This window comes from Arthrobacter sp. Leaf234 (assembly GCF_001422665.1).
In the GTDB taxonomy this organism is placed as follows: domain Bacteria; phylum Actinomycetota; class Actinomycetes; order Actinomycetales; family Micrococcaceae; genus Arthrobacter_D.
The window spans coordinates 68,355-88,467 of record NZ_LMLU01000005.1 but is presented as its reverse complement, the minus strand read 5'-3'; the positions used below and the strand labels follow the sequence as shown (position 1 = coordinate 88,467).

General features: G+C 70.4%; 18 protein-coding genes. 7 read left to right on the top strand and 11 right to left on the bottom strand.

Translation table 11 applies throughout. The features are described from left to right. Window positions 1–57: 57 nt before the first annotated feature. Together ASF21_RS08270 and ASF21_RS08265 are read right to left on the bottom strand one after the other, a co-directional pair. The gene (locus tag ASF21_RS08270; protein ID WP_055769588.1) at window positions 58–732 is read right to left on the bottom strand and encodes a hypothetical protein; all 675 of its coding nucleotides are present in this window, start codon (window positions 730–732) and stop codon (window positions 58–60) included. A gap of 122 nt (window positions 733–854) precedes the next feature. Next, window positions 855–1,802 (bottom strand): SDR family oxidoreductase, encoded by a 948-nt coding sequence (locus ASF21_RS08265; protein ID WP_235498724.1) that lies wholly within the window; start codon window positions 1,800–1,802, stop codon window positions 855–857. A gap of 5 nt (window positions 1,803–1,807) precedes the next feature. On the opposite strand from ASF21_RS08265, the gene ASF21_RS08260 reads away from it, so the two are divergent. Genes ASF21_RS08260 through ASF21_RS08250 form a run of 3 tightly spaced genes read left to right on the top strand, consistent with a single transcriptional unit; the run spans window position 1,808 to window position 4,939 of the window. Then, on the top strand, window positions 1,808–3,082 hold the full coding sequence (locus ASF21_RS08260) for a type III polyketide synthase (RefSeq protein WP_268753680.1): 1,275 nt from the start codon (window positions 1,808–1,810) through the stop codon (window positions 3,080–3,082). Next, window positions 3,079–3,810, top strand: coding sequence for a class I SAM-dependent methyltransferase (locus ASF21_RS08255; RefSeq protein WP_055769584.1), 732 nt, complete (start codon window positions 3,079–3,081; stop codon window positions 3,808–3,810). The genes ASF21_RS08260 and ASF21_RS08255 overlap by 4 nt, the downstream gene beginning before the upstream one ends. After that, window positions 3,803–4,939 (top strand): FAD-dependent oxidoreductase, encoded by a 1,137-nt coding sequence (locus ASF21_RS08250; RefSeq protein WP_055769581.1) that lies wholly within the window; start codon window positions 3,803–3,805, stop codon window positions 4,937–4,939. The genes ASF21_RS08255 and ASF21_RS08250 overlap by 8 nt, the downstream gene beginning before the upstream one ends. 112 nt (window positions 4,940–5,051) lie before the next feature. Here ASF21_RS08250 and ASF21_RS08245 read toward each other — a convergent pair whose 3' ends face one another. Further along, a complete protein-coding gene (locus ASF21_RS08245) occupies window positions 5,052–5,591 on the bottom strand; it encodes a hypothetical protein (RefSeq protein WP_055769579.1) in 540 nt (179 codons plus the stop codon). Window positions 5,592–5,728: 137 nt separating this feature from the next. On the opposite strand from ASF21_RS08245, the gene ASF21_RS08240 reads away from it, so the two are divergent. Continuing rightward, window positions 5,729–6,073, top strand: coding sequence for a DUF3140 domain-containing protein (locus ASF21_RS08240; RefSeq protein ID WP_055769577.1), 345 nt, complete (start codon window positions 5,729–5,731; stop codon window positions 6,071–6,073). A gap of 52 nt (window positions 6,074–6,125) precedes the next feature. On the opposite strand, the gene ASF21_RS08235 is transcribed toward ASF21_RS08240, so the two are convergent. The 4 genes from ASF21_RS08235 to ASF21_RS16770 form a co-directional block, all read right to left on the bottom strand. Then, complete coding sequence (locus ASF21_RS08235) at window positions 6,126–6,329, bottom strand: DUF2945 domain-containing protein (protein ID WP_055769574.1); 204 nt, start codon at window positions 6,327–6,329, stop codon at window positions 6,126–6,128. A gap of 72 nt (window positions 6,330–6,401) precedes the next feature. After that, window positions 6,402–8,093 (bottom strand): thiamine pyrophosphate-binding protein, encoded by a 1,692-nt coding sequence (locus ASF21_RS08230; RefSeq protein ID WP_235498723.1) that lies wholly within the window; start codon window positions 8,091–8,093, stop codon window positions 6,402–6,404. Further along, window positions 8,093–9,094, bottom strand: coding sequence for an agmatinase (gene speB, locus ASF21_RS08225; RefSeq protein ID WP_055769570.1), 1,002 nt, complete (start codon window positions 9,092–9,094; stop codon window positions 8,093–8,095). Before speB ends, ASF21_RS08230 begins: the two co-directional genes overlap by 1 nt. A gap of 138 nt (window positions 9,095–9,232) precedes the next feature. Then, entirely contained in the window at window positions 9,233–10,078 is an 846-nt protein-coding gene (locus ASF21_RS16770) for a hypothetical protein (protein ID WP_157365814.1), read from the bottom strand. A 397-nt stretch (window positions 10,079–10,475) separates the two neighbouring features. Between ASF21_RS16770 and ASF21_RS08210 the strand changes: the two genes are divergently transcribed. Further along, entirely contained in the window at window positions 10,476–12,284 is a 1,809-nt protein-coding gene (locus ASF21_RS08210; protein ID WP_055770672.1) for an APC family permease, read from the top strand. Between the two features lie 5 nt (window positions 12,285–12,289). Here ASF21_RS08210 and ASF21_RS08205 read toward each other — a convergent pair whose 3' ends face one another. Next, the gene (locus tag ASF21_RS08205) at window positions 12,290–12,868 is read right to left on the bottom strand and encodes a cupin domain-containing protein (protein WP_055770669.1); all 579 of its coding nucleotides are present in this window, start codon (window positions 12,866–12,868) and stop codon (window positions 12,290–12,292) included. Between the two features lie 165 nt (window positions 12,869–13,033). Here ASF21_RS08205 and ASF21_RS08200 point away from each other — a divergent pair, with 165 nt between their 5' ends. Next, on the top strand, window positions 13,034–14,545 hold the full coding sequence (locus ASF21_RS08200) for a sodium:solute symporter (RefSeq protein ID WP_055769563.1): 1,512 nt from the start codon (window positions 13,034–13,036) through the stop codon (window positions 14,543–14,545). A 172-nt stretch (window positions 14,546–14,717) separates the two neighbouring features. Here the strand turns inward: ASF21_RS08200 and ASF21_RS08195 are convergent, their stop codons facing one another. Next, a complete protein-coding gene (locus ASF21_RS08195) occupies window positions 14,718–16,247 on the bottom strand; it encodes an AI-2E family transporter (protein WP_414826618.1) in 1,530 nt (509 codons plus the stop codon). Then, window positions 16,244–17,971 carry a long-chain-fatty-acid--CoA ligase gene (locus ASF21_RS08190; RefSeq protein WP_055769561.1) on the bottom strand — a complete coding sequence of 576 codons (1,728 nt, stop codon included), beginning with the start codon at window positions 17,969–17,971 and terminating at the stop codon, window positions 16,244–16,246. Before ASF21_RS08190 ends, ASF21_RS08195 begins: the two co-directional genes overlap by 4 nt. Window positions 17,972–18,387: 416 nt before the next feature. Here ASF21_RS08190 and ASF21_RS08185 point away from each other — a divergent pair, with 416 nt between their 5' ends. Next, window positions 18,388–19,485: a VIT1/CCC1 transporter family protein gene (locus tag ASF21_RS08185; protein WP_055769559.1), complete on the top strand. Its 1,098-nt coding sequence runs from the start codon at window positions 18,388–18,390 to the stop codon at window positions 19,483–19,485. A 45-nt stretch (window positions 19,486–19,530) separates the two neighbouring features. Here the strand turns inward: ASF21_RS08185 and ASF21_RS08180 are convergent, their stop codons facing one another. Then, window positions 19,531–19,986 carry an SRPBCC family protein gene (locus ASF21_RS08180; protein WP_055770666.1) on the bottom strand — a complete coding sequence of 152 codons (456 nt, stop codon included), beginning with the start codon at window positions 19,984–19,986 and terminating at the stop codon, window positions 19,531–19,533. Window positions 19,987–20,113: the final 127 nt, after the last annotated feature.

The window sequence follows — 20,113 nt, the reverse complement described above, 5'->3', positions numbered from 1 at the left end:
GACGAGAAAGCCCCCGCTCCTCTGGAGTCGGGGGCTTTTCCGCGTTCCGGGCGTAGGTCAGCTGCAGGAGCTGGCGTCGACGTCGATCTTAAGGTTGTGGGCCACCGAGTAGTCGCGGTCGGGGGTGGAGAAGGCCACGAGGATGTTGTCCGCGCTGCCGTGGGTGACTCCCTCGGCGAGCTCGACCGTGACGATGATGTTGACGTGGGCATCGGGCTCGAACCGGTATCCGGCCGCAGGGACGGGCGGCCCGATCGGCTCCTGCGTGGCCGTCGGGTCCGGGGTCGCCGTGTGCTCCCCATGCGCCCCGCCGTCCGGGGACGGGTGATGGTGCCCCTCCCTGTTCGCGGTCTGCACCATCGACGAGAGGATGTTCAGGCCCTGGGGATCACCGAGCTTCATCTCCCCGAACGTGAACGTCTCGAGCGTCGGGTTGTGGAGCATCACCGTGTACCTCAGGCGGCTGTCGTCGGGCTGCACGCCGCACAGTTCCGCCCCGTCGATCCCCACGTTGAGCGGGTCGTCCCCGAGGTCGTTCAGCACGGGCGCGGCCTGCGCACCGTCGCCGGGCGTGCCCTGGTCCGCAGGGGCAGCCTGCCCCGCCGTCGGCGTATTGACGCCCAGCGGATTCTCCTCGACGCCCCCGCAGCCCGCGAGCGCCAGGGACGCGGTGAGGGCCACGGCGAACAGGGCCGTGCGGTGCCTGCGGGGTGGTGTAGTCAGGAGTTTCACGCTCAACCCATCCATGTCAGCCGAAGGCCGGACGTCATGCCTCCGGCGCTGGTAGCTGTGATTCGGCGCACACGCGGCTCCGGCTTGGTCCCGGCCGGGCTTTCCCCGCAGAGGTACTCACGTCAGGCGAGCGGCTTGCCCCCGGTCACCCCGAGGATCTCGCCGGAGACGTAACGGGCGTCGTTGGACGCGAGGAACACGTACGCTCCGGCGAGTTCGGCCGGCTGGCCCATGCGGCCGAGCGGCGTGCCCTCGCCGAACGATTCGAGTTTCTCGCTCGTGGTGGTCGCGGGCTGCAGCGGTGTCCAGATCGGACCCGGCGCCACCGCATTGACCCGGATCCCGCGCTCCCCCAGCAGGCCGGCGAGGCTGAAGGTCAGGTTGTTGAGCGCAGCCTTCGTGGCCGCGTAGTCCATGAGGCTGGTGGACGGGTGGTACCCCTGCACCGAGGTGGTGTTGATGATCGAGGCGCCCTCCGTGAGGTGCGGCAACGCCGCCTGGGTCAGCCAGACGGTGCCGTAGACGTTGGTCTCGAACGTCCGGCGCAGCTGGTCGGCATCGATGTCGGGCAGGCCGTTCGGCTGCGCGATGTGGAAGCCCGCATTGTTCACGAGGATGTCGAGACCCCCGAGGCCGGCCAGGACCGTAACGATCGCGGACGGTGCGTAGGCCTCGTCGCGCAGGTCACCGGGAACGGCGAGCGCGGTCCGGCCCTCCGCGCGGATGAGGTCGAGACAACTCGCGCCGTCCTCCTCCTCCTCGGGCAGATAGCCGATCGCGACGTCGGCGCCCTCGCGGGCGAAGGCGAGCGCGACGGCCCGCCCGATGCCGGAATCACCGCCGGTGATGAAGGCCCTGCGACCGGCGAGGCGCCCGTGCCCCGCGTAGCTGTCCTCCCCGTGGTCCGGGCGCGGATCCATGCGCTCCGTGAAGCCGGGGTACTCCTGCAGTTCCGTGGAGGCGTCCGTGACGGGGCCCCGCGGATCTTTCTGGTCGAGGGTGCCTGACGGATCGTTGCCCATGGTGCTCCTGACGATGGTGGCCGAGGTGAACACTAAGCCTACTGTCATTGAATTTGTCGCGTCAGTCCTCTAGTAATGGACCTATGACAGTGATCCTGAGATCCCTTGAAACCGCTGTACCCGACACGATCATGGTGCAGCCCGAGGTCCGCGACGTCTTCGCAGCCCAGCCCGGCCTCACCCGGCTGGGACAGCGCCTCGTCGGGGCCGCCTTCGACTCCTCGGGGATCGAGACCCGGTACACCGCGGTCAGGGAGCTCACGCTGGAGGAGACGTTCGAGGACCCGGTGTTCTTCGACCGGGAGGAGCTCCGCATCCTCAGCCCCAGCACCAAGACCCGCAACGAGGTCTACGCGACCGAGGGGACCAGACTCTTCGTCGAGGCCGCACGGAAGGCGCTCGACGCCGCCACCGGGATCGAGGCGTCGGACGTCACCCACGTGGTGACCGTCTCCTGCACCGGGTTCTTCGCACCGGGGCCGGACTACAAGGTGGTCCGCGCCCTCGACCTGAAGCCGTCCGTCCAGCGCTACCACCTCGGCTTCATGGGGTGCTACGCGGCCTTTCCTGCCCTCCGATCCGCCAAGGCCTTCTGCCAGGCCGATCCCGAGGCCGTGGTGCTGGTGATCTCCGCGGAACTGTGCTCACTGCATGTGCGGTCCTCCAACAACCCCGACACCATCGTGGGCTCCTCCCTCTTCGCGGACGGCGCGGCGGCCGCCATCATCTCCGCACGGGACCTCCCGCTCGACGGTCCGGCGCTCACCCTCGACCACTTCGAGACGGTCCTCACGCCCGTCGGAGAGGAATCGATGGCCTGGAACATCGGCGACGAGGGCTTCGAGATGGTGCTCGGCACCTATGTGCCGCACATCATCGACGAGCACATCGTCGGAGCCCTCAAGCCACTGCTGGCGCGCGATGCCTCGCTGCAGGGGCTCGACTACGCGGAGATCGAGCACTGGGCCATCCACCCCGGCGGCCGCAGCATCCTCGACAAGGTGGAGGCGAAGCTCGGCCTGTCGAAGCAGCAGCTCGTCCCCGCGCGCGAGACCCTGCGTGACTACGGCAACATGAGCAGCGCCACGGTGATGTTCGTCCTGAAGAACATCCTCGAGAAGCCTGCCTCGGACGGCAACAACCGCATCTGCTCCATGGCCTTCGGTCCGGGACTCACCGTCGAGACGGCCCTCCTCACGAGGATCGGCGCAACCCGCTCCGACGCAGGGACGGGCGCCGTGGCCGACGGCGCTTCGGTGGGCCTCACACCCGACGACGCGGACGTCCCCGCCGACCTGGAACCGATCCTCACCCAAGCGGGCGCATGAACCGTCGCGGCTTCCTCGCGGAGCGGGACCCGCACGCCATCGAGGAGATGGACCGGCCCGACTGCGATCCGGCCATCCTCGATCGGACCTACGCGCAGTTCGGTGTCGTCAACGCGGCCGTCTCCGGCTGGCGCCGCACGTACACGCAGGTGCTGCGACCCGCCTTCGCGACGGAGCGGCCGAACACCCTGCTCGACATCGGCTCCGGCGGAGGTGACGTCCCCCAGGCGCTGGCGCGCTGGGCTGCGCTCGACGGCATCTCCCTCGAGGTGACAGCCATCGATCCCGACGCGCGTGCGCACGCCTATGCGACGTCGAGGCCGCCGATCCGCGGACTGTCCTTCCGCCAGGCCCTCAGCGACGAACTCGTCGCCGAGGGCGCTGTCTTCGACGCCGTCGTCTCCAACCACGTGCTGCACCACCTCGATCCGGCGCAGTTCCGGGGCCTGATCGACGACACCGAGCAGCTGACGCGGCGCGTGGCCATCCACAGCGACATCGCCCGGCATCCCGTGGGCTACGCCCTCTTCTCGGTGGGCACGCTCCCGCTGCCCGGCTCCTACATCCGGCAGGACGGGCTCACCTCCATCCGCCGGAGCTACACGCCGGAGGAGCTGCGCGCGGCCGTCGCGGACCGGCCGGCCTGGACCGTGCGGACCGCCGCCCCCTTCATCAACCGGCTCGTCCTCGACCGTCGTGCCACGACCCCCGGGGTGCGGCATGCATGACGTGATCGTCGTCGGAGGCGGACCGGTCGGTCTCTACACGGGGCTGCTCCTCCGGCAGGCAGGGCTCGACGCCGTCGTCCTCGAACGGCGCGCGGACCGCAGCAGCCACTCCCGCGCCATCGGCATCCATCCTCCCGCCCTCCGCGCCCTCGCTGCCGGCGGGATCGCCGAGGAGTTGCGGACACGGGGCGTGCTCATCCGGGACGGGGTCGCCAGGAGTGCCGGTCGCCATGTCGGGACCGTCTCCTTCTCGACCCTGCCCGGCGAGGAGAAGTACGTGCTGGCCGTCCCGCAGGCCGTCACGGAGGAGATCCTCGAGCGCAGGCTCCAGGAGGAGTTCCCCGGTACCGTGCGACGCGGCGTCGCCGTGCTCTCCTCGCGGGACCACGGCGACCACGTGCGCACGGTCGTCCGCAGCCAGGGCGAGGACATCGTGCTCGAGGCGAGAATCATCGTCGCTGCGGACGGGGCGCGCAGCTCCGTCCGGGACGGCGCCGGCATCCGCGCGCCCTCCCGCCGCTACCCCGACTGCTATGTGATGGGGGACTTCCTCGATGGGACGGACGACGGCCACGACGCCGTGCTGTACCTCGAGACGGGAGGGATCGTCGAGTCCTTCCCCCTGCCCGGAGGCATCCGGCGCTGGGTGGTGCGCGTCGGGTCGCCGGTGGAGCGTCCCACGGCGGAGCATCTGACGGCCCTGATCCGCGACCGGACGGGTGTGGCCGTCGACGCGACGACCAATTCGATGCTGAGCGCCTTCGAGGTGCAGTCCCGGCTGGCCGAGCGCTTCGTCGCGGGCCGCACGGTCCTGGTCGGAGATGCCGCACACGAGGTCTCCCCCATCGGCGGGCAGGGCATGAATCTCGGCTGGCTCGACGCGGTGCGGCTCGTCCCGATCATCGCGGCGTCGCTGAGGGACGGGGACGACGTCGGCGCGCGGCTCGCGGAGTACGAGAAGGAGCGCCGCGCCCAGGCCGCGCTCGCCCGACGGAAGGCACACCTCAACATGGCCCTCGGGCGTCCGCTGCCCAGGCCTCTCCTGCGCCCCCGGAATGCGGTCCTCGCCGCCCTCATCCGGAACGACGCCGTGCACACGGGCGTGGCGCGCGCCTTCACCATGCAGTAGGCGCCCGTGCGGCCGGAGGCATCACCGGCTGCCAGACGGCGAAACCCCCGCCACCAGCGACGAGCCCACCACGGGGTGGACGTCCAGGTGCGGGGGTTTCCGGTGTCCGGGACTACTTCTTCAGCAGGCCCTTCTTGACGTTCGTGGGGCGCTGCATCTCGCCCTGCTTCGCACCCATCACCACGACGATGCCGCTGATCAGGGGCAGCAGCCACTGGGTGGTCTTGAGCTGCGACTGGGCCTTGGCCAGTTCGTCACTGGCACCGGGACGGGGCTCGGTCGCGCCCTCACCGCCCTGCTCGGACAGTTCACCGACCTTCTTGCCGAGCATGCCGGAGTAGAGCGAGAGTGCCATGCCGGCGAGCGTGACGATCGACTTCCAGACCGTGTTGGATCCGACCGAGTCCTGCGACGCGACGCGGCCCTTGTTGCCGAGGATCAGGCCGATGCCGCCGACGGCGTGCACGGCGAACGCGGCGACCTGCACCGGGGTCCACTTGGCCCAGCCGAGGGCGGAGAGGCGCGTGCGCTCCTTGGGGTCCTTCGCCTTACCCGTTGCACCGTTGAGTCCGACGGCGCCCATCAGGGTCCCGCCGAACCAGGCTGCGGCACCGAGATCGTGGGCGGATCGTGCCAAAAGGTTTCCTGCCATGATGTGAAGCTCCTTCGGTGTTGGTTCGACCTACCCTCTACATTTATCAGCATGCTTAGGAATAAGCTATCGGAAGCTCCCGAATAACGGCGGGGTGTGATCATTCTCCCGGAACTGCTACGGAAGGCGGACTGCTGATGGCTGACGACGCGAATGACCTGGACGAGATCTGGCCGCAGTGGAAGGACGCGGTGAACATGAGCGCCTCGCAGCTGACGACCTGGCTGGACACCGAGGAGTCCCAGGCGGTCGGCTACAAGGAATCGGGCGCCGTCGAATCGGTGGGGCACAAGTCCGGCAAGCGCATCATCGACATCCTGAACACGAAGCGCGACGACCTAACGACGGACGATGTCGAACACATGCACAAGGTGGTCGGCTACGTGCACCGGCATCTCGCGCAGGAGCCGTCCAAGGAGGACATCGAGTCCTCCAAGTGGCGCTACTCGCTGATGAACTGGGGCCACGATCCCCTGACGTGAGACACGCGAGGGGGCTCCGCCGAAGCGGAGCCCCCTCGCGTGTGGCGGCCGGCTACTTCTTCGACAGCGCGCTTTCCTTGTGCGCGGCCTGCTTGCCGGACTTCGAGCTCTCCACCGTGTAGTAGGGCTCGTCCTTCGACGCCTTGAACTTCTGGTCGTCGAAGGTGAATTCCTTGTCGTGCTTCTCCACGACCTTGCCCTCGGTCTCGCCCTGCGACGTGTTCCAGGTGACCTTGTCGCCCTTGCTGAATGTCATAGCGTTCCTTCCTCGGAGCCGTGGTTCGAGCAGTGCCTCCGACACTGCCACCACCCGGCGGAAAAGGGAAGCCTACTGATCAAGATGCGTGGGTGCGAACAGCCGCATGAGCGTCTCCACGACCACGACGTTCGGCCCCTCGCCTGCGAGACTCGCGCGCAGCGCCTCGCCGATCCCCTCCGGACCCACTCGTCGCGCAGGCACCCCGAAGGACTCGGCGAGCGCCACGAAGTCCGGCCGCGCGAGTTCGGTGGCCGTCGCCTTGCCGAAGGCCCCCTCCATGTACTCGCGGAGGATCCCGTAGCCGCCGTCGTCGACGATCAGCCAGGTGACCGGGATGTCGTGCTGCCGCGCGGTGGCGAGTTCCGCGATGGAGTACATGGCGGACCCGTCACCGGAGACCGCGAGGACGCGGGCGGGCAGGCCACGGGACTCCAGCCCCACGGCACCGCCGATCGCGCCGGGGAAGCCGAAGCCGAGACCGCCGGCACCCTGGGCCGAGTGGAACTGACCCTCACGCGCGTCCCAGCAGCTCCAGGCCCAGTACGCGGAGATGGTCATGTCCCAGAAGGTCTGCATCCCTGCAGGGACGGCCTCGCGGAGATCCCGCATGAAGGCGAGCTCCTTGCCGAGGTCCTGGCCCTCGAGCCGTGCGGCGACCCGGGTGAGGGTATCGGCCACCAGCGCGACGGCGTCGTACCCGGGCTCCCGGTCCCTGGGCAGCGGCTCGAGCGCCTCGTCGAGGGCCGCGAGCGCCTGCCCGGCGTCCGCCCTGATCCCGAGTGCCGGCCGGTTGGACTCCAGCACGCGGGGCTCGGCATCGATCTGGATGATGCGCCCGCGCGGCTCCAGGGTGAAGTAGTTCGACGTCACCTCGCCCAGGGACGATCCGACCACCAGGAGGACGTCCGCGTCCTCGAGCACCTCGGTCACGTGGCGGTCCTCGACCCACGACTGCAGGGACAGCTCGTGCGTCCAGGGGAACGCGCCGTTGCCGCCGGGCGAGCACACCACGGGGGCGCCGAGCTTCTCGGCGATGGACAGCAGCCAGGACTCCGCCCTGCCACGGCGTGCGCCGCCGCCCGCGACGATGGCCGGGCGCCTGGATTCCCTGAGCCACGTCAGGGCCTCGCGGGTGAGCTCGATGCGCGGCGGGTTGTCGAACGGTTCCGCGAGCGCGTCCTCCACCCGTGGCACCATCACGGGGTCCAGCAGCACGTTCTGGGGGACCTCGATCCAGACGGGCCCCTGGGGGGAGGACACGGCCTCGGTCCAGGCGTCCTGGATCGCCGAGGGGATACCGGAGGCGTGCTGGATCAGCCGCTGGCTCTTGGTGACGTTCGCGGCGGACGCCTTCTGGTCGTCGAGCTGGTGCAGCATGCCCTTCCGTCGGGCCCCGAGACCCTCGAGGGGGATCTGGCTGGCGACGACGACCATCGGCACGCCGGTCGCGTAGGCCTCCTGCAGGCCCGCCAGCGAGGTGAGGGCGCCGGGTCCGGTCGAGAGGAAGAGGACACCGACGTCGCCCGTGGCCCGGGAGAAGCCGTCGGCCGCGAACGCCGAGTTGTTCTCGACGCGCGAGGAGACGAACCGGAGGTCGGAGCGCGAGAGGGCGTCGAAGAGCCCCAGCGCGTGCTGTCCTGGAATGCCGAAGACCGTCGTGGCGCCGAGGGCGGACAGGGTCTCGACGACGAGGTCACCGCCGTTCCGCTGGCCGGTGAGGCGGGTGGGAGGCGCGGAGGCGGCGCCGTCGGTGATCTCCATCAGTGGTCCTCGGCAATCGGGGCGGGCGTGGCGGGGGTCAGGGTGTCGGCCATGAGGGTGACGAGATCGTAGGCGACGTGGGATGCGGCGACACCGGTGAGTTCGGCGTGGTCGTAGGCAGGGGCCACCTCGACGACGTCGGCGCCCACGAGGTTCAACCCGCGGAGCCCGCGCAGGATCTCGAGGAGTTCCCGCGACGTGATGCCGCCGGCCTCGGGGGTGCCCGTACCCGGCGCGTGCGCGGGATCGAGGACGTCGATGTCCACGGACACGTAGAGCGGGCGGTTCCCGATGCGCTGGCGCAGCTGGTCGACGATCTCGTCGACGCCCTTCCGGTAGACGTCCGAGGAGGTCACGATCCCGAAGCCGAAGCGCCGGTCGTCCTCGAGGTCGCGGACCCCGTAGAGCGGCCCGCGGGTGCCGACGTGCGAGATGGCCTCGGTGTCGAGGATGCCCTCCTCGACCGCCCGGCGGAACGGTGTACCGTGCGTGTACTCCGCCCCGAAGTAGGTGTCCCAGGTGTCCAGGTGGGCGTCGAAGTGCAGCATGGCCACGGGCGAACCCGCGCGCTCCGCGGCAGCCCTGAGGAGCGGCAGGGCGATGGTGTGGTCGCCGCCCAGCGTGACCAGGCGGGCGCCGTCGGCGGTGAGGTCCAGCGCGTTCTGCTGCACGGTCTCGATGGCCTCGCCGATGTTGAACGGGTTCACGGCCATGTCACCGGCATCGGCGACCTGCACGCGCTCGAAGGGCGAGATGTCGAGGGCGGGGTTGTAGGGCCGCAGGAGGCGCGAGGCCTCGCGGATGTGGTTGCCGCCGAAGCGGGCGCCGGGCCGGTACGAGACACCGGAGTCGAAGGGGACGCCGACGACGGCGATGTCCGCCCGGTCCACCTGGTCGAGCCGGGGCAGGCGGGCGAAGGTCGCCGCTCCCGCGTACCGAGGGATGCGGGAGGAGTCGATGGGCCCGAGCCGACCGCCTCCCGTGACGCGCAGTTCTTCCACAGTGTCCGTCCCATCCGGGCCCGCACTCGGCGGAGTTGCCCAATATGCATCAAAGGTTTTGCATAAGGCTATTGCTGGGCGGCACAGGCGGTCAAGGCGTGCGGTCCGGATCGGGGCACGCATCCGCTCCCGGTGCGGTCAGCCGTTGTAGGTCAGGCTGGTGAACATCCCGCGGAGCCCGGCGTACTCCTGCGTACCCAGCCAGGCCTCGGCGTCCGCGGGGGTGGGGAAGCGATCGGTACCGAACGTGGCGGTGAAGACGACGAGCCCGTTCTCCCCCAACGGGAGCAGACCGAGCGGCACGCCGTAGAGCCCGTCCTCGGGGACGGGGCCGAGATGGTACCGCGCGAGGTACACCCGTTCCCCGGTGACGGGATCCTGGTAGTGGTCGAACACGTAGCTCACCGGAAGCTCGACCTTGTCGACCTGCGCCGACAGCGCGGGGAGCTCCTCGTCGTCGAGCGGCACGTGTCCGGGACTGGGAAGGGCAGCACCATCACCCGGGACTCCGCCCGCGAAGACGGCCATCTCCCGGCCCTCGCCATCCAGGATGTTGTAGGCGGTCCTGCCGAGCGGGACGCCGTAGTCGGGGGCGGTGCTCGGCTCGAGGGGCGTGGTGGTCCAGCCCGCCGGCAGCATGAAGGAATACAGTCCGTCCGACGTCGTGAACAGCGATGACGACGGGTCGGCCAGGGAGGGCCCGACCTCGGGCGCCGCCGTGGCGGAGGCAGCCCCGGTCCCGCCGTCCGCAGGGAGGGTCGGCGAGGACGACACGGACGGCCCCGGCGACGCGGACGAGGCCGCGGAGGGGGCGGACGAGGCCGCGGAGGGGGTGGACGAGGTCGCCGAGGAGGTGGTCGCCGTCGCCGAGGAGGTGGTCGCCGTCGCCGTCGTCCCCGGACCTGCTTCGGTGGCGGGCGCCGCGCACCCCGCGAGTCCGAGCGCTGCGGTCATCGCAAGCGTGAGCAGGCTGGTGTTCTTCATGGTTGTCGTCCCCCGTGAGTCGTGCTCTGCGGCCCCACCGAGCGGCAGTCCGTCGACTCCACCCTAGGGCCCGCTCCGGCCGCTCGATGCTCCTCCCGGGCCTCGCACGGCACCAGTTCGGCGACGATCCTGGTGCGGCCCCGACTGCCACCGGGGGGATGGGGCGGCGCACCGCACGACCGCTCCCGGACCCACCCGTTAAGGATCCATCAAGACGCCCCGATGAGCGCCCGCGCGGGCCTACCGTGATGCAGTGAGCTCATCCGTACACCTCCAGACTCCCGCCCGCACCCGCGATCAGGGCCGGAAGAACCTCGAGCGCTGGCTCCTCAACGAGTCGAGCCAGCCCACCGCGCACCAACCCGAGACGGAGCGCACGCAGCCCTGGTGGAAGGTGATGTGCCTGACCGGCGTCGACTACTTCTCGACCCTCGGGTACCAGCCGGCCATCGCGGCAGCTGCCGCCGGCGTCCTCTCCCCCCTGGCCACCCTGATCCTCGTGGCCGTGACCCTGTTCGGCGCCCTGCCCGTGTACAAGCGCGTCGCCTCGGAGAGCCCCCGCGGGGAGGGGTCGATCGCGATGCTCGAGAAGCTGCTGCCGAAGTGGCGCGGCAAGATCTTCGTGCTCGTGCTGCTCGGCTTCGCGGCGACGAGCTTCCTCATCACCATGACGCTCTCGGCGGCCGATGCCAGCGCCCACCTGGTCGAGAACCCGTTCGCCCCCTCATGGCTGCACGGCCAGGAGATCCTCATCACCGTGATCTTCCTCGTGCTGCTCTCGGCGGTCTTCCTCCGCGGCTTCCGCGAGGCTATCGGTATCGCCGTGGCGATCGTCGCGGTGTTCCTCGTCCTCAACCTGGTGGTCGTGGTCGTCTCGGTCGGGCAGATCATGGCGCAGGACGGCCTCGTGACCGACTGGTGGACGGCGCTCACCACCCAGCACGGCAACCCGCTGGTGATGGTCGGCCTGGCCGTCCTCATCTTCCCGCGGCTCGCCCTCGGCCTCTCGGGCTTCGAGACGGGAGTGGTCGTCATGCCCCAGATCGACGGCAGGCCCGGCGACACGGAGGAGGACCCGGCCGGTCGGATCGCCGGCGCACACAAGCTCCTCACATCCGCGGCGCTCATCATGAGCGGCTTCCTCATCGCGTCGAGCTTCGTCACGACCCTGCTCATCCCGGCCGCGGCGTTCGAGGAGGGCGGTCCGGCGAACGGCAGGGCCCTGGCCTATCTCGCGCACCTGTACCTCGGCGACGGCTTCGGCACCGTCTACGACATCTCGACGATCAGCATCCTCTGGTTCGCGGGCGCCTCCGCCATGACCGGGCTGCTGAACCTCGTCCCGCGCTACCTGCCGCGCTACGGGATGGCACCGGCCTGGGCCAAGGCCGTCCGCCCCCTCGTCCTGGTCATCACGCTCATCGCGATCATCGTCACGTTCTTCTTCCGGGCCGACGTCGAGGCGCAGGGCGGCGCGTACGCCACCGGCGTCCTGGCCCTCATCACCTCGGCCTCCGTGGCCGTGACGCTGTCCGCCCACCGCAAGCACCAGCGCGGCCTGACCCTCGGGTTCGGCATCGCCACCGTGGTCTTCGTCCTGACGACGGCGGTGAACATGATCGAGCGGCCCGACGGCCTGAAGATCGCCCTGTTCTTCATCCTCGGGATCATCGTGATCTCGTTCGTCTCCCGGTCACGCCGCGCCTTCGAGCTGCGGGCCACGAGCATCAGGATGGACGAGGCCGCGCTCTCGTTCGTGAGTGCACAGGACGACGGCGACATCCTCCTGATCGCCCACGAGCCGAAGCGGCTGAGCAGCGCGGCATACCGGCACAAGCTCCAGCACGCCTGCGCCGTATCGCACTTCCCGGTGGCGTCCAGGCCCCTGTTCATCGAGGTGACCGTCGACGACTCCTCCGACTTCGAGACCGAGCTGCGGGTGCGCGGCGTCGTCCGCCATGGCTACCGCATCCTGGAGGTGCACAGCTCGAACGTGCCCAACACGATCGCCGCCGTCATGCTGCACATCCGCGACGTCACCGGCCTCATGCCGCACGTCTACTTCCGCTGGACGGAGGGCGATCCCGTGGCGAACCTCTTCAAGTTCCTCTTCACGGGCGAGGGCGAGATCGCCCCGGTGACCCGGGAGGTACTGCGCGGCGCCGAGCCGGATGTCACCAAGCGGCCCTGGGTGCATGTCGGCTGAGGCCGCTACGAGCCGGACGCCGCCGGCACGAGGGTCCAGAGCACCACGGCCTCGGTGTCACCGGGATTGAGCCAGGAGTGCGGTTCGCGGCCGGGGAACGTCACGGTGTCGCCCTCCTCGAGCTCATATCGCTCATTGGGGAAGATGAGGACGAACCGCCCCGAGACCACGTGCAGGGTCTCCACCTCGCAGTCCACCGAGTAGAGCTCGTCCTCGCCCCGACCACGGGGTTCGACGACGGCCCGGATCATCTGCAACCGCCGCTCCGACCGCGCAGTCATGAGGCGCTCGTTGATGCCCTGGCCGCCGAGGCTGATACGCGGGGCGTCGTCGAGCCTGGTCAGGTGCGTCTCCGGCACCAGGAACAGGTCCCCGATCGAGATGGACAGCACCTGGCAGAGGGTCACGAGGGAGGCGACCGAGGGCGAGGTCAGATCCCGCTCCACGCGGCTGAGGAATCCCTTGGTGAGGCCGGTGGCGTCCGCGACCTGCTCGATCGTCATCCGCTGCCCCTGCCGCGCGGCCCTGATACGGGATCCGATGGCGACGGGAGCGTTGGTGGGCTCGACGGGCAGCGCCTTCATGCGGGTCCTCTCCTCGGGGCGATCGAGCATAGCCGTTACACGGTGCTCATCGTGATGTCACACGGTCCTGCGACGATTGACGCGTGACTCGCGTCACGAGTAGCTTACTGGGCATCATCGGTTGCCCAGCAGGCATCCCGCCCGGTCGATCGTCGAAGGACTCCCATGCAAGCACTCAACATCGCCATCGTGGTCGCCTACCTCGTCGCCATGCTCGGATTCGGCTGGTGGGGGAAGTCCCGGACGCGTGATGCCAGCGACTACCTCGTGGCGGGCCGCCGCCTCGGTCCCCTGCTCTACACCGGTACCATGGCCGCCGTCGTCCTGGGTGGAGCCTCGACGGTCGGGGGCGTAGGCCTCGGCTACCAGTACGGCATCTCCGGCATGTGGCTGGTCGTGGCGATCGGCACCGGCGTGCTGCTGCTCAGCCTCCTCTTCGCCCCCACCATCCAGAAGCTGAAGATCTACACGGTCTCGCAGATGCTCACCCTGCGCTACGGCCACCGTGCCACGCGCGTCTCGGGGATCGTCATGCTCGCCTACACCCTGATGCTCTGCGCCACGTCCACCGGCGCCTACGCCACCATCTTCGTGGTCCTCTTCGGCTGGGACCGCGCGCTGTCCATCGCCGTCGGCGGAGCCATCGTGCTGATCTACTCCACGATCGGCGGGATGTGGTCCATCACGCTCGCGGACATGGCGCAGTTCGTCATCAAGACCATCGGCGTCTTCGCCCTCATGCTGCCCTTCTCCCTCGCCGCCGCCGGTGGATTCGACGGCATCCGCGACCGGGCGGGGGCGGCGTTCTTCAGCATCACCGGGATCGGCGCGCAGAGCATCATCACCTACTTCGTGGTCTACACGCTCGGGCTGCTGATCGGCCAGGACATCTGGCAGCGCGTGTTCACGTCGAGGACACCGGTGGTCGCCCGCTGGGGCGGCTCGGCCGCGGGCGTGTACTGCATCCTCTACGGCGTCGCGGGCGCCGTCATCGGCATGAGTGCGAGCGTCATCCTCCCTGCGATCGAGTCGCGCGACGACGTCTACGCGGACGTCGCCCTCAACGTCCTGCCGATCGGCGTGGGCGGGCTGGTGCTCGCCGCGGCGGTCGCCGCGATGATGTCGACGGCGTCGGGAGCCCTGATCGCCGCGGCGACCGTCGCGCGCACCGACGTCGTGCCGTTCGTCGCCGGGTGGTTCGGCAGGGGCGCGACGGACGGCGGGGCCACCGGGGAGGGTACGACGGCGGAGCACCACGTCGCCTCGAGCCGCTGGTGGGTCCTCGGGCTGGGGATCGTCACGATCGCCCTCGCCGTGGTGGTGCAGGACGTCGTCGCCGCACTGACCATCGCCTACGACATCCTCGTGGGCGGGCTGCTCGTCGCGATCCTCGGCGGACTCGTGTGGCGCCGCGGCAACGGTATCGGCGCGGGAGCGTCGATGGCGGCGGGAACCCTCGTCACCCTCGGGGTGATGACCTATCTGGAGATCACGGCGGAGGTCCGGTACGACGGCATCTACTCGAACTACCCGATCTACTACGGGCTCGGCGCCTCGCTCCTCGTGTACGCAGTGGTGTCCCTCGCGACCCGGCCGACGGACCCCCGGGTGATGGGGGCCTGGGACCGGCGCGTGGCCGGCGAGGTGCCGGAGGACGCCCCCGTGCCAGTCCGTTGACCCCGCCGCCTGTGCTCCCGCACCGGGAGCGTGGCGTCCGGACGCCGTCGGGTGCCGGTGTCGCCTGCCGGGCACCACGCACCCGACGACGAGGAAGGGCTCCCGACAGTGGTCGGAAGCCCTTCCTCGTTCGTGGATCCACCACGATCCGGTACGTGGCCGGAGCGGCCTGTCAGCCCGTCGGGGTCGACGAGCCTCCCCTGCGACCGCGCCGCCCGCGCCGCCCGTCGACGCCTTCGCCCGCGGTCTCCCCGGTCGGGGTGCTCGCGTCGGGGGCGCCGGACGGACGTCCGTCAGGGGCACCGGCCGGGGTCGCGGAGGGTGCGCCGGCCGACGTGCGCGCGGCCGTCGCGGCGGGCGTCCCGGCCGAACCCGCGGTCGCGCTGCTGCCCGACGCGGGTGCATGCGGATCACCGGCCATGCCGCTCTCCGGCTCGTCGTCGCCGCCCTGACCCTCGACCCTGCGCTCATGCGTCGCGGGCCTCTCGTCCGCCTCGTGCACGGCGATCCCCGCCTCCTCCTTCTTGCGGGCGTGCTCCTCCTTCGGCGTGGAACTCAGGCCATGACCGGTCTCGTCGAGGGCGGTCAGCTTCTCGGCCTCCTCGACCTCCTCGTCGGTGATGTTCTCGTCCTTCTCCTGGTTCCACGCCTTGATGGCGGCCCAGCCGACAGCGGCCACCGGGACAGACAGGATCGCGCCGATGATCCCGGCGAGGATGGTCCCGGCCGTCAGGGCAACCAGGATCACGAGGGCGTGCACCTGCAAGGTGCGCCCCATGACCACGGGCTGCAGGAAGTTGCCCTCGAGCTGGTTGACCACGATCACCGCGATGATCACCATGAGGGCCACGAACGGCCCATTGGCCACGAGGGCGATCAGCGCGGCGAGCACGCCGGCGAGGGTTGCCCCGACCAGCGGGATGAACGCCCCGATGAAGACGATCGCCGCCAGTGGCAGCGCGAGCGGTACCCCGAGGAGCAGCAGGGCCAGCCCGATGAAGACCGAGTCCACGAGCGCGACGATCGCCGTCCCGCGGACGTAGCCGCCGAGGACCAACATGCTGCTGTAGCCCACCCGCCGGGCCTTGACCAGGCGGCGGCCCTTGAAGGCCCGGAGCATGAAGGCCCAGATCTTCTCGCCGTCCTTGAGGAAGAAGAAGAGGATGACCACCATGAGCAGCGCCCCGGCGAAGAAGTTGCCGGCTGCGCTCAGCCCGGAGATGGCACCCGCGCCGACGGTGCTCGAGGTCGCGAAGTCCACCACCCAGTCACGGGCCTGCTGGATCTGCGCGTCGTCGATGGGGATGGGGCCGTTCTGCGCGAAGGCGTAGAGCTGGTCGAAGCCTTCGGTGGCACTGGAGACGAGCTCACCGGCCTGACCCATCACGGCGAAGACGATGCCCGTGATGAGCCCGCCGAAGAGCAGCAGGAGCAGCAGGAAGGAGACGGCCGTCGCCAGGGAGGCGCCCCAGCCCTTGCGCCGGAGCCAGTTGACGAAGGGCCCGATCGCGGCGGCCAGGATGAGCGCCAGCAGCATCGGGATGACCACGAGCCGCACCTGGATCAGGGCGTAGATCGCCACGACGGCGAGCACCAGGAGGATGAGCACCTGGCCCGCACGGATGCTGGCGTTGCCGAGGCTGTCGCGCCACGGACCTCTCGGGGCGGGCGTCCCCGCCCGGGCTTGCGTGTGCTGGGTCATCGACTGTCACTTCCTTCGGCACGGGGGCCATCGTTGAGCAATTGGGTGCGCACCTCGCGCCGGAGGACCTTGCCGATCAGGGATCGGGGCAGGTCCTCGGCCTGCACGATGGTGCGGGGGACCTTGTAGGCCGCGAGCGCGCCACGGCAGTGGGAGCGAAGGCTCTCGACGTCGAGTGCGGCACCGTCGGCGAGCACGACGACGGCGGCCACGTCCTCGCCGCCGCCCTCGCGGGGCAGTCCGACGACGGCGGCGTCGGTGACGTCCGGATGCGCCCGGAGGGCGTCCTCCACCTCGGAGGGGGCGACATTGAAGCCGCCCGTGATGATGAGCTCCTTGATGCGGTCGACGATCGTGATGAAGCAATCCTCGTCCATCCGGACGATGTCCCCCGTCCGGAACCAGCCGCCGTCGAGGAGCGCGGCGTGCGTCTCGTCGGGTTTGCGCCAGTAGCCCTGGAACACCTGCGGTCCACGGAGGAGGAGCTCGCCCGCCTCACCGGGCCCGCGGTCGGCGCCGGGATCGTCGGGGTCGACGATGCGCACGTCGGTGCCGGGGAAGGGTACGCCGACGGTACCCGGACGGCGGGTCGGGCCGATCGGGTTGCCGGCGGCCACGGGGGAGGTCTCGGTGAGTCCGTAGCCCTCGATGAGGTAGCCGCCGGTTGCCGCCTCCCAGGTCTCCACGGTGGACTCGGAGAGGTTCATGGCACCGGAGATCGCGAAGCGGATGCTGCGCAGGTCGGCGCCACGGGCGGCCGCTCCTGCTGCCAGCCGCTCGTAGATGGGCGGGACGGCGGGCAGGAAGGTGGGCGGGCTCTTTCTCGCTGCGGCCAGGACGAGGTCGACGTCGAACCGGGGGAACAGGACGAGCTTCGCACCGATGCTCATCGCGAAGGTCAGGCAGAGCGTGAGCCCGTACGCATGGAACATGGGGAGCACGGCGTAGACCGTCTCGCGCCCTGCCTCGAGACCGGGGACCCAGGCCCGGCCCTGGGCCGCGTTGGCGAGGAGGTTCCGGTGCGTCAGGACGGCCCCCTTGGGCACCCCGGTCGTCCCGCTGGTGTACTGCAGGACGGCGGTGTCCGTCGCGGACGGACGCGGATGCTTGCGCGGGAGGGGTCGGTGGCGGAGCAGTTCGCCCCAGCCGAGGACCTTCCGGGGACCGGTGGGCCTGTCCGTCGTCGTCAGCGCCCTCCGCGCCTCACGGGCCCGGCGGATGGGCAGGCGCAGGGCCAGCCGTCGCGACACGGGCATGGCGCTGACGAGGTCCACCGTCACCAGCGCGGTCACCGGGATGTCGGCCGGCAGCTGCTGGATCTGCCGTGCCACCCGGTCCCAGACGATCGCCACGGTGGCACCGTGGTCCTCGAACTGGTGGCGCAGCTCGCGGTCGGTGTAGAGCGGGTTGTGTTCGACGACGATCGCCCCGAGGCGCAGGACGGCGTAGAAGGCGATGATGTGCTGCGGGCAGTTGGGCAGTACCAGGGCCACCCGGTCACCCGCGCGGATGCCGAGGGCCCGCAGGCCTGCCGCGGCGCGGTCGACGGCGTCGCCCAGCTCGCGGTAGCTCGTCGCCGCACCGAAGAACTCGAGGGCCGTCCCCGTGCGGTAGGTGCGCACCGACGTCTCGAGCAGGTCGGTGAGCGTGCCCTCGGGAACATCGAACGTCGGGGGCACGCCGGGTGCGTAGCTCGCCACCCAGGGCCGGGCTGCCAGATCCATAAGCCTGCTTCCTGTTCTTGCTCCGACTGTATCGCGGCTCGTCGAGCCACGGTACCCGAACCTCCCGACCCTACCGGGCCCACCGCGGTCGCGGTGTCGCTGGCGTCCGTGCCGTCCGTGCCGTCCGTGGCGCCCGTGGCACTCGCGCCACTCGCGCCACTCGCGGCCGACGGCCCCCGGACAGGCCGGGCGCGGACGCAGCAGGTGACGCTCGGGTAGGATGGTCGGTCGAAGGGGAGTAGCTCCGCGTCCGCGAGGATGTGCGGCCTGTCGACATACTGGCGCCAACGGCGCCCGGCTATCCACCGGTTCATCCGGCGAGCGAGACCTTCGGCCGAACCGACGCCCCTGCGTACCCGGCCGAAGCCTCCCGCTCCGGCCGACGTGCGCACGCACCCGAGAATCCGGAGCACCGCGTGACATCCCCTGACCACTCCCCCTCCCGCGACGACGTCCGACGCTGGCGGCAGTACCTCGCCGACGAACGTGGCGAGGCCGCGACCTACCGGGACCTCGCCCGCCGCAGGACCGGCGAGGAGCGCGAGATCCTCCTCGGGCTCGCCGACGCCGAGGGCCGGCACGAGGCGCACTGGCTCGCACTGCTGGGCCACGAGGTGGGCCGGCCCCTCCGACCGTCCCTGCGCAACCGGATCCTCGGGGTGCTCGCTCGGCGCTTCGGCTCCGTGTTCGTCCTCGCGCTGGCCCAGCGCGCCGAGGGCCGCTCCCCCTACGCCACGGACCCCTCGGCCACCAGCGCGATGGTGGCGGACGAGCAGATCCACGAGGAGGTGGTCCGCGGGCTGGCGACCCGCGGCCGCAACAGGCTCTCCGGCAACTTCCGGGCTGCGGTCTTCGGCGCCAACGACGGCCTCGTCAGCAATCTCGCCCTCATCATGGGTATCGGTGCCACCGGCGCGTCCACCGCGTTCATCCTGGTCAGCGGACTGGCAGGGCTCCTGGCCGGCGCGCTCTCGATGGGCGCCGGGGAGTACGTCTCCGTGCGGTCCCAGCGGGAGCTGCTCTCCGCCACCCGTCCCACGCAGATCACGCTGACCGCCGCGAAGGAACTCGATATCGCGGCCAACGAGCTGGCACTGGTGTACCGGGCCCGCGGGATGACGCCCGCCGCGGCGGAGCACCGCGCGGCGGAGCGCCTCGGCCTCTACAGCTGCGACTGCGACCCCAGCTTCTCGCTCCGGCCCGAGGCCGAGGACGACGTCGACGAGCACGAGGCGGTGGGCACCGGGCTGGGGGCGGCGGCGTCGAGCTTCTGCTTCTTCGCCTCGGGCGCCATCATCCCGGTGCTGCCCTACCTCGTGGGCCTGGCCGGGCCGACCGCCGTCGTCGTCGCCTGCGTGCTGGTGGGACTCGCGCTGCTGGCCACCGGCGCCGTGGTCGCCCTGCTGTCCGGAGCCTCGCCGCTGCGGCTGGCGCTGCGGCAACTGGCGATCGGACTGGGCGCGGCGGGCGTCACCTATCTCCTCGGGCTGCTCTTCGGCACGTCGATCGCCTAGAGGGCCGGCCCCGTAGCCCTGCCGGGAACGCGGCCCGCGTGGGCATCAGGCCGCGTCCCGCTCTTGCAGAACATGGTCCTCGAGGAGTCCGAGCGTGGCCTCGATACTGGCCGGGTGGCGCCGGGTGAAGCCCGTGAGGCGGAAGACGAAACGCCACCTCACGGCCCTGCCGTCCCACTCCTCCCGCACGAGCGTGGACGTACCGCGCGGCTCCAGCGTGTAGCGCCACACGTGTGCGGAGAAATGCCGCCACGCGATGCGGCGCCCCTCCTCGAACTCCACCACCCGGTTGAGGATCTTGTAGGAGGCCCCCATGCGCATGTCCATCCCGAATCTCGCGCCCAGGGACAGCCGGGCCGGACCGTCGGGCTGCTCCCCGCGCACCGTTCCCGAACCGTCGATCACGCTGTGCAGGGCCGGCGTCGCCAGCACCTCGAAGATGCGGTCCGCAGGGGCGTCGATGAGCCGCTCGCGCGAGATCAGGTAGGGCGTGGGTGTCATGCCCCCATTCTGCCCGGTCGCCGGGTCGGGGCACGCCGTCGGACGGAGGGGACCGGCGGACAGTGGGCCCGCGCGCCGTCCGACGACGACGGAGGGCCCGTCCACGGACGGGCCCTCCGGTGGATCG

Excerpts from the sequence above, each read along its gene's own strand:
- ASF21_RS08265 (WP_235498724.1), bottom strand. The coding sequence starts at position 1,802 with ATGACAGTAGGCTTAGTGTTCACCTCGGCCACCATCGTCAGGAGCACC.
- ASF21_RS08255 (WP_055769584.1), top strand. The coding sequence starts at position 3,079 with ATGAACCGTCGCGGCTTCCTCGCGGAGCGGGACCCGCACGCCATCGAG.
- ASF21_RS08250 (WP_055769581.1), top strand. The coding sequence starts at position 3,803 with ATGCATGACGTGATCGTCGTCGGAGGCGGACCGGTCGGTCTCTACACG.
- ASF21_RS08245 (WP_055769579.1), bottom strand. The coding sequence starts at position 5,591 with ATGGCAGGAAACCTTTTGGCACGATCCGCCCACGATCTCGGTGCCGCA.
- ASF21_RS08240 (WP_055769577.1), top strand. The coding sequence starts at position 5,729 with ATGGCTGACGACGCGAATGACCTGGACGAGATCTGGCCGCAGTGGAAG.
- ASF21_RS08235 (WP_055769574.1), bottom strand. The coding sequence starts at position 6,329 with ATGACATTCAGCAAGGGCGACAAGGTCACCTGGAACACGTCGCAGGGC.
- ASF21_RS08230 (WP_235498723.1), bottom strand. The coding sequence starts at position 8,093 with ATGGAGATCACCGACGGCGCCGCCTCCGCGCCTCCCACCCGCCTCACC.
- ASF21_RS16770 (WP_157365814.1), bottom strand. The coding sequence starts at position 10,078 with ATGAAGAACACCAGCCTGCTCACGCTTGCGATGACCGCAGCGCTCGGA.
- ASF21_RS08210 (WP_055770672.1), top strand. The coding sequence starts at position 10,476 with ATGTGCCTGACCGGCGTCGACTACTTCTCGACCCTCGGGTACCAGCCG.
- ASF21_RS08205 (WP_055770669.1), bottom strand. The coding sequence starts at position 12,868 with ATGAAGGCGCTGCCCGTCGAGCCCACCAACGCTCCCGTCGCCATCGGA.
- ASF21_RS08200 (WP_055769563.1), top strand. The coding sequence starts at position 13,034 with ATGCAAGCACTCAACATCGCCATCGTGGTCGCCTACCTCGTCGCCATG.
- ASF21_RS08195 (WP_414826618.1), bottom strand. The coding sequence starts at position 16,247 with ATGACCCAGCACACGCAAGCCCGGGCGGGGACGCCCGCCCCGAGAGGT.
- ASF21_RS08190 (WP_055769561.1), bottom strand. The coding sequence starts at position 17,971 with ATGGATCTGGCAGCCCGGCCCTGGGTGGCGAGCTACGCACCCGGCGTG.
- ASF21_RS08180 (WP_055770666.1), bottom strand. The coding sequence starts at position 19,986 with ATGACACCCACGCCCTACCTGATCTCGCGCGAGCGGCTCATCGACGCC.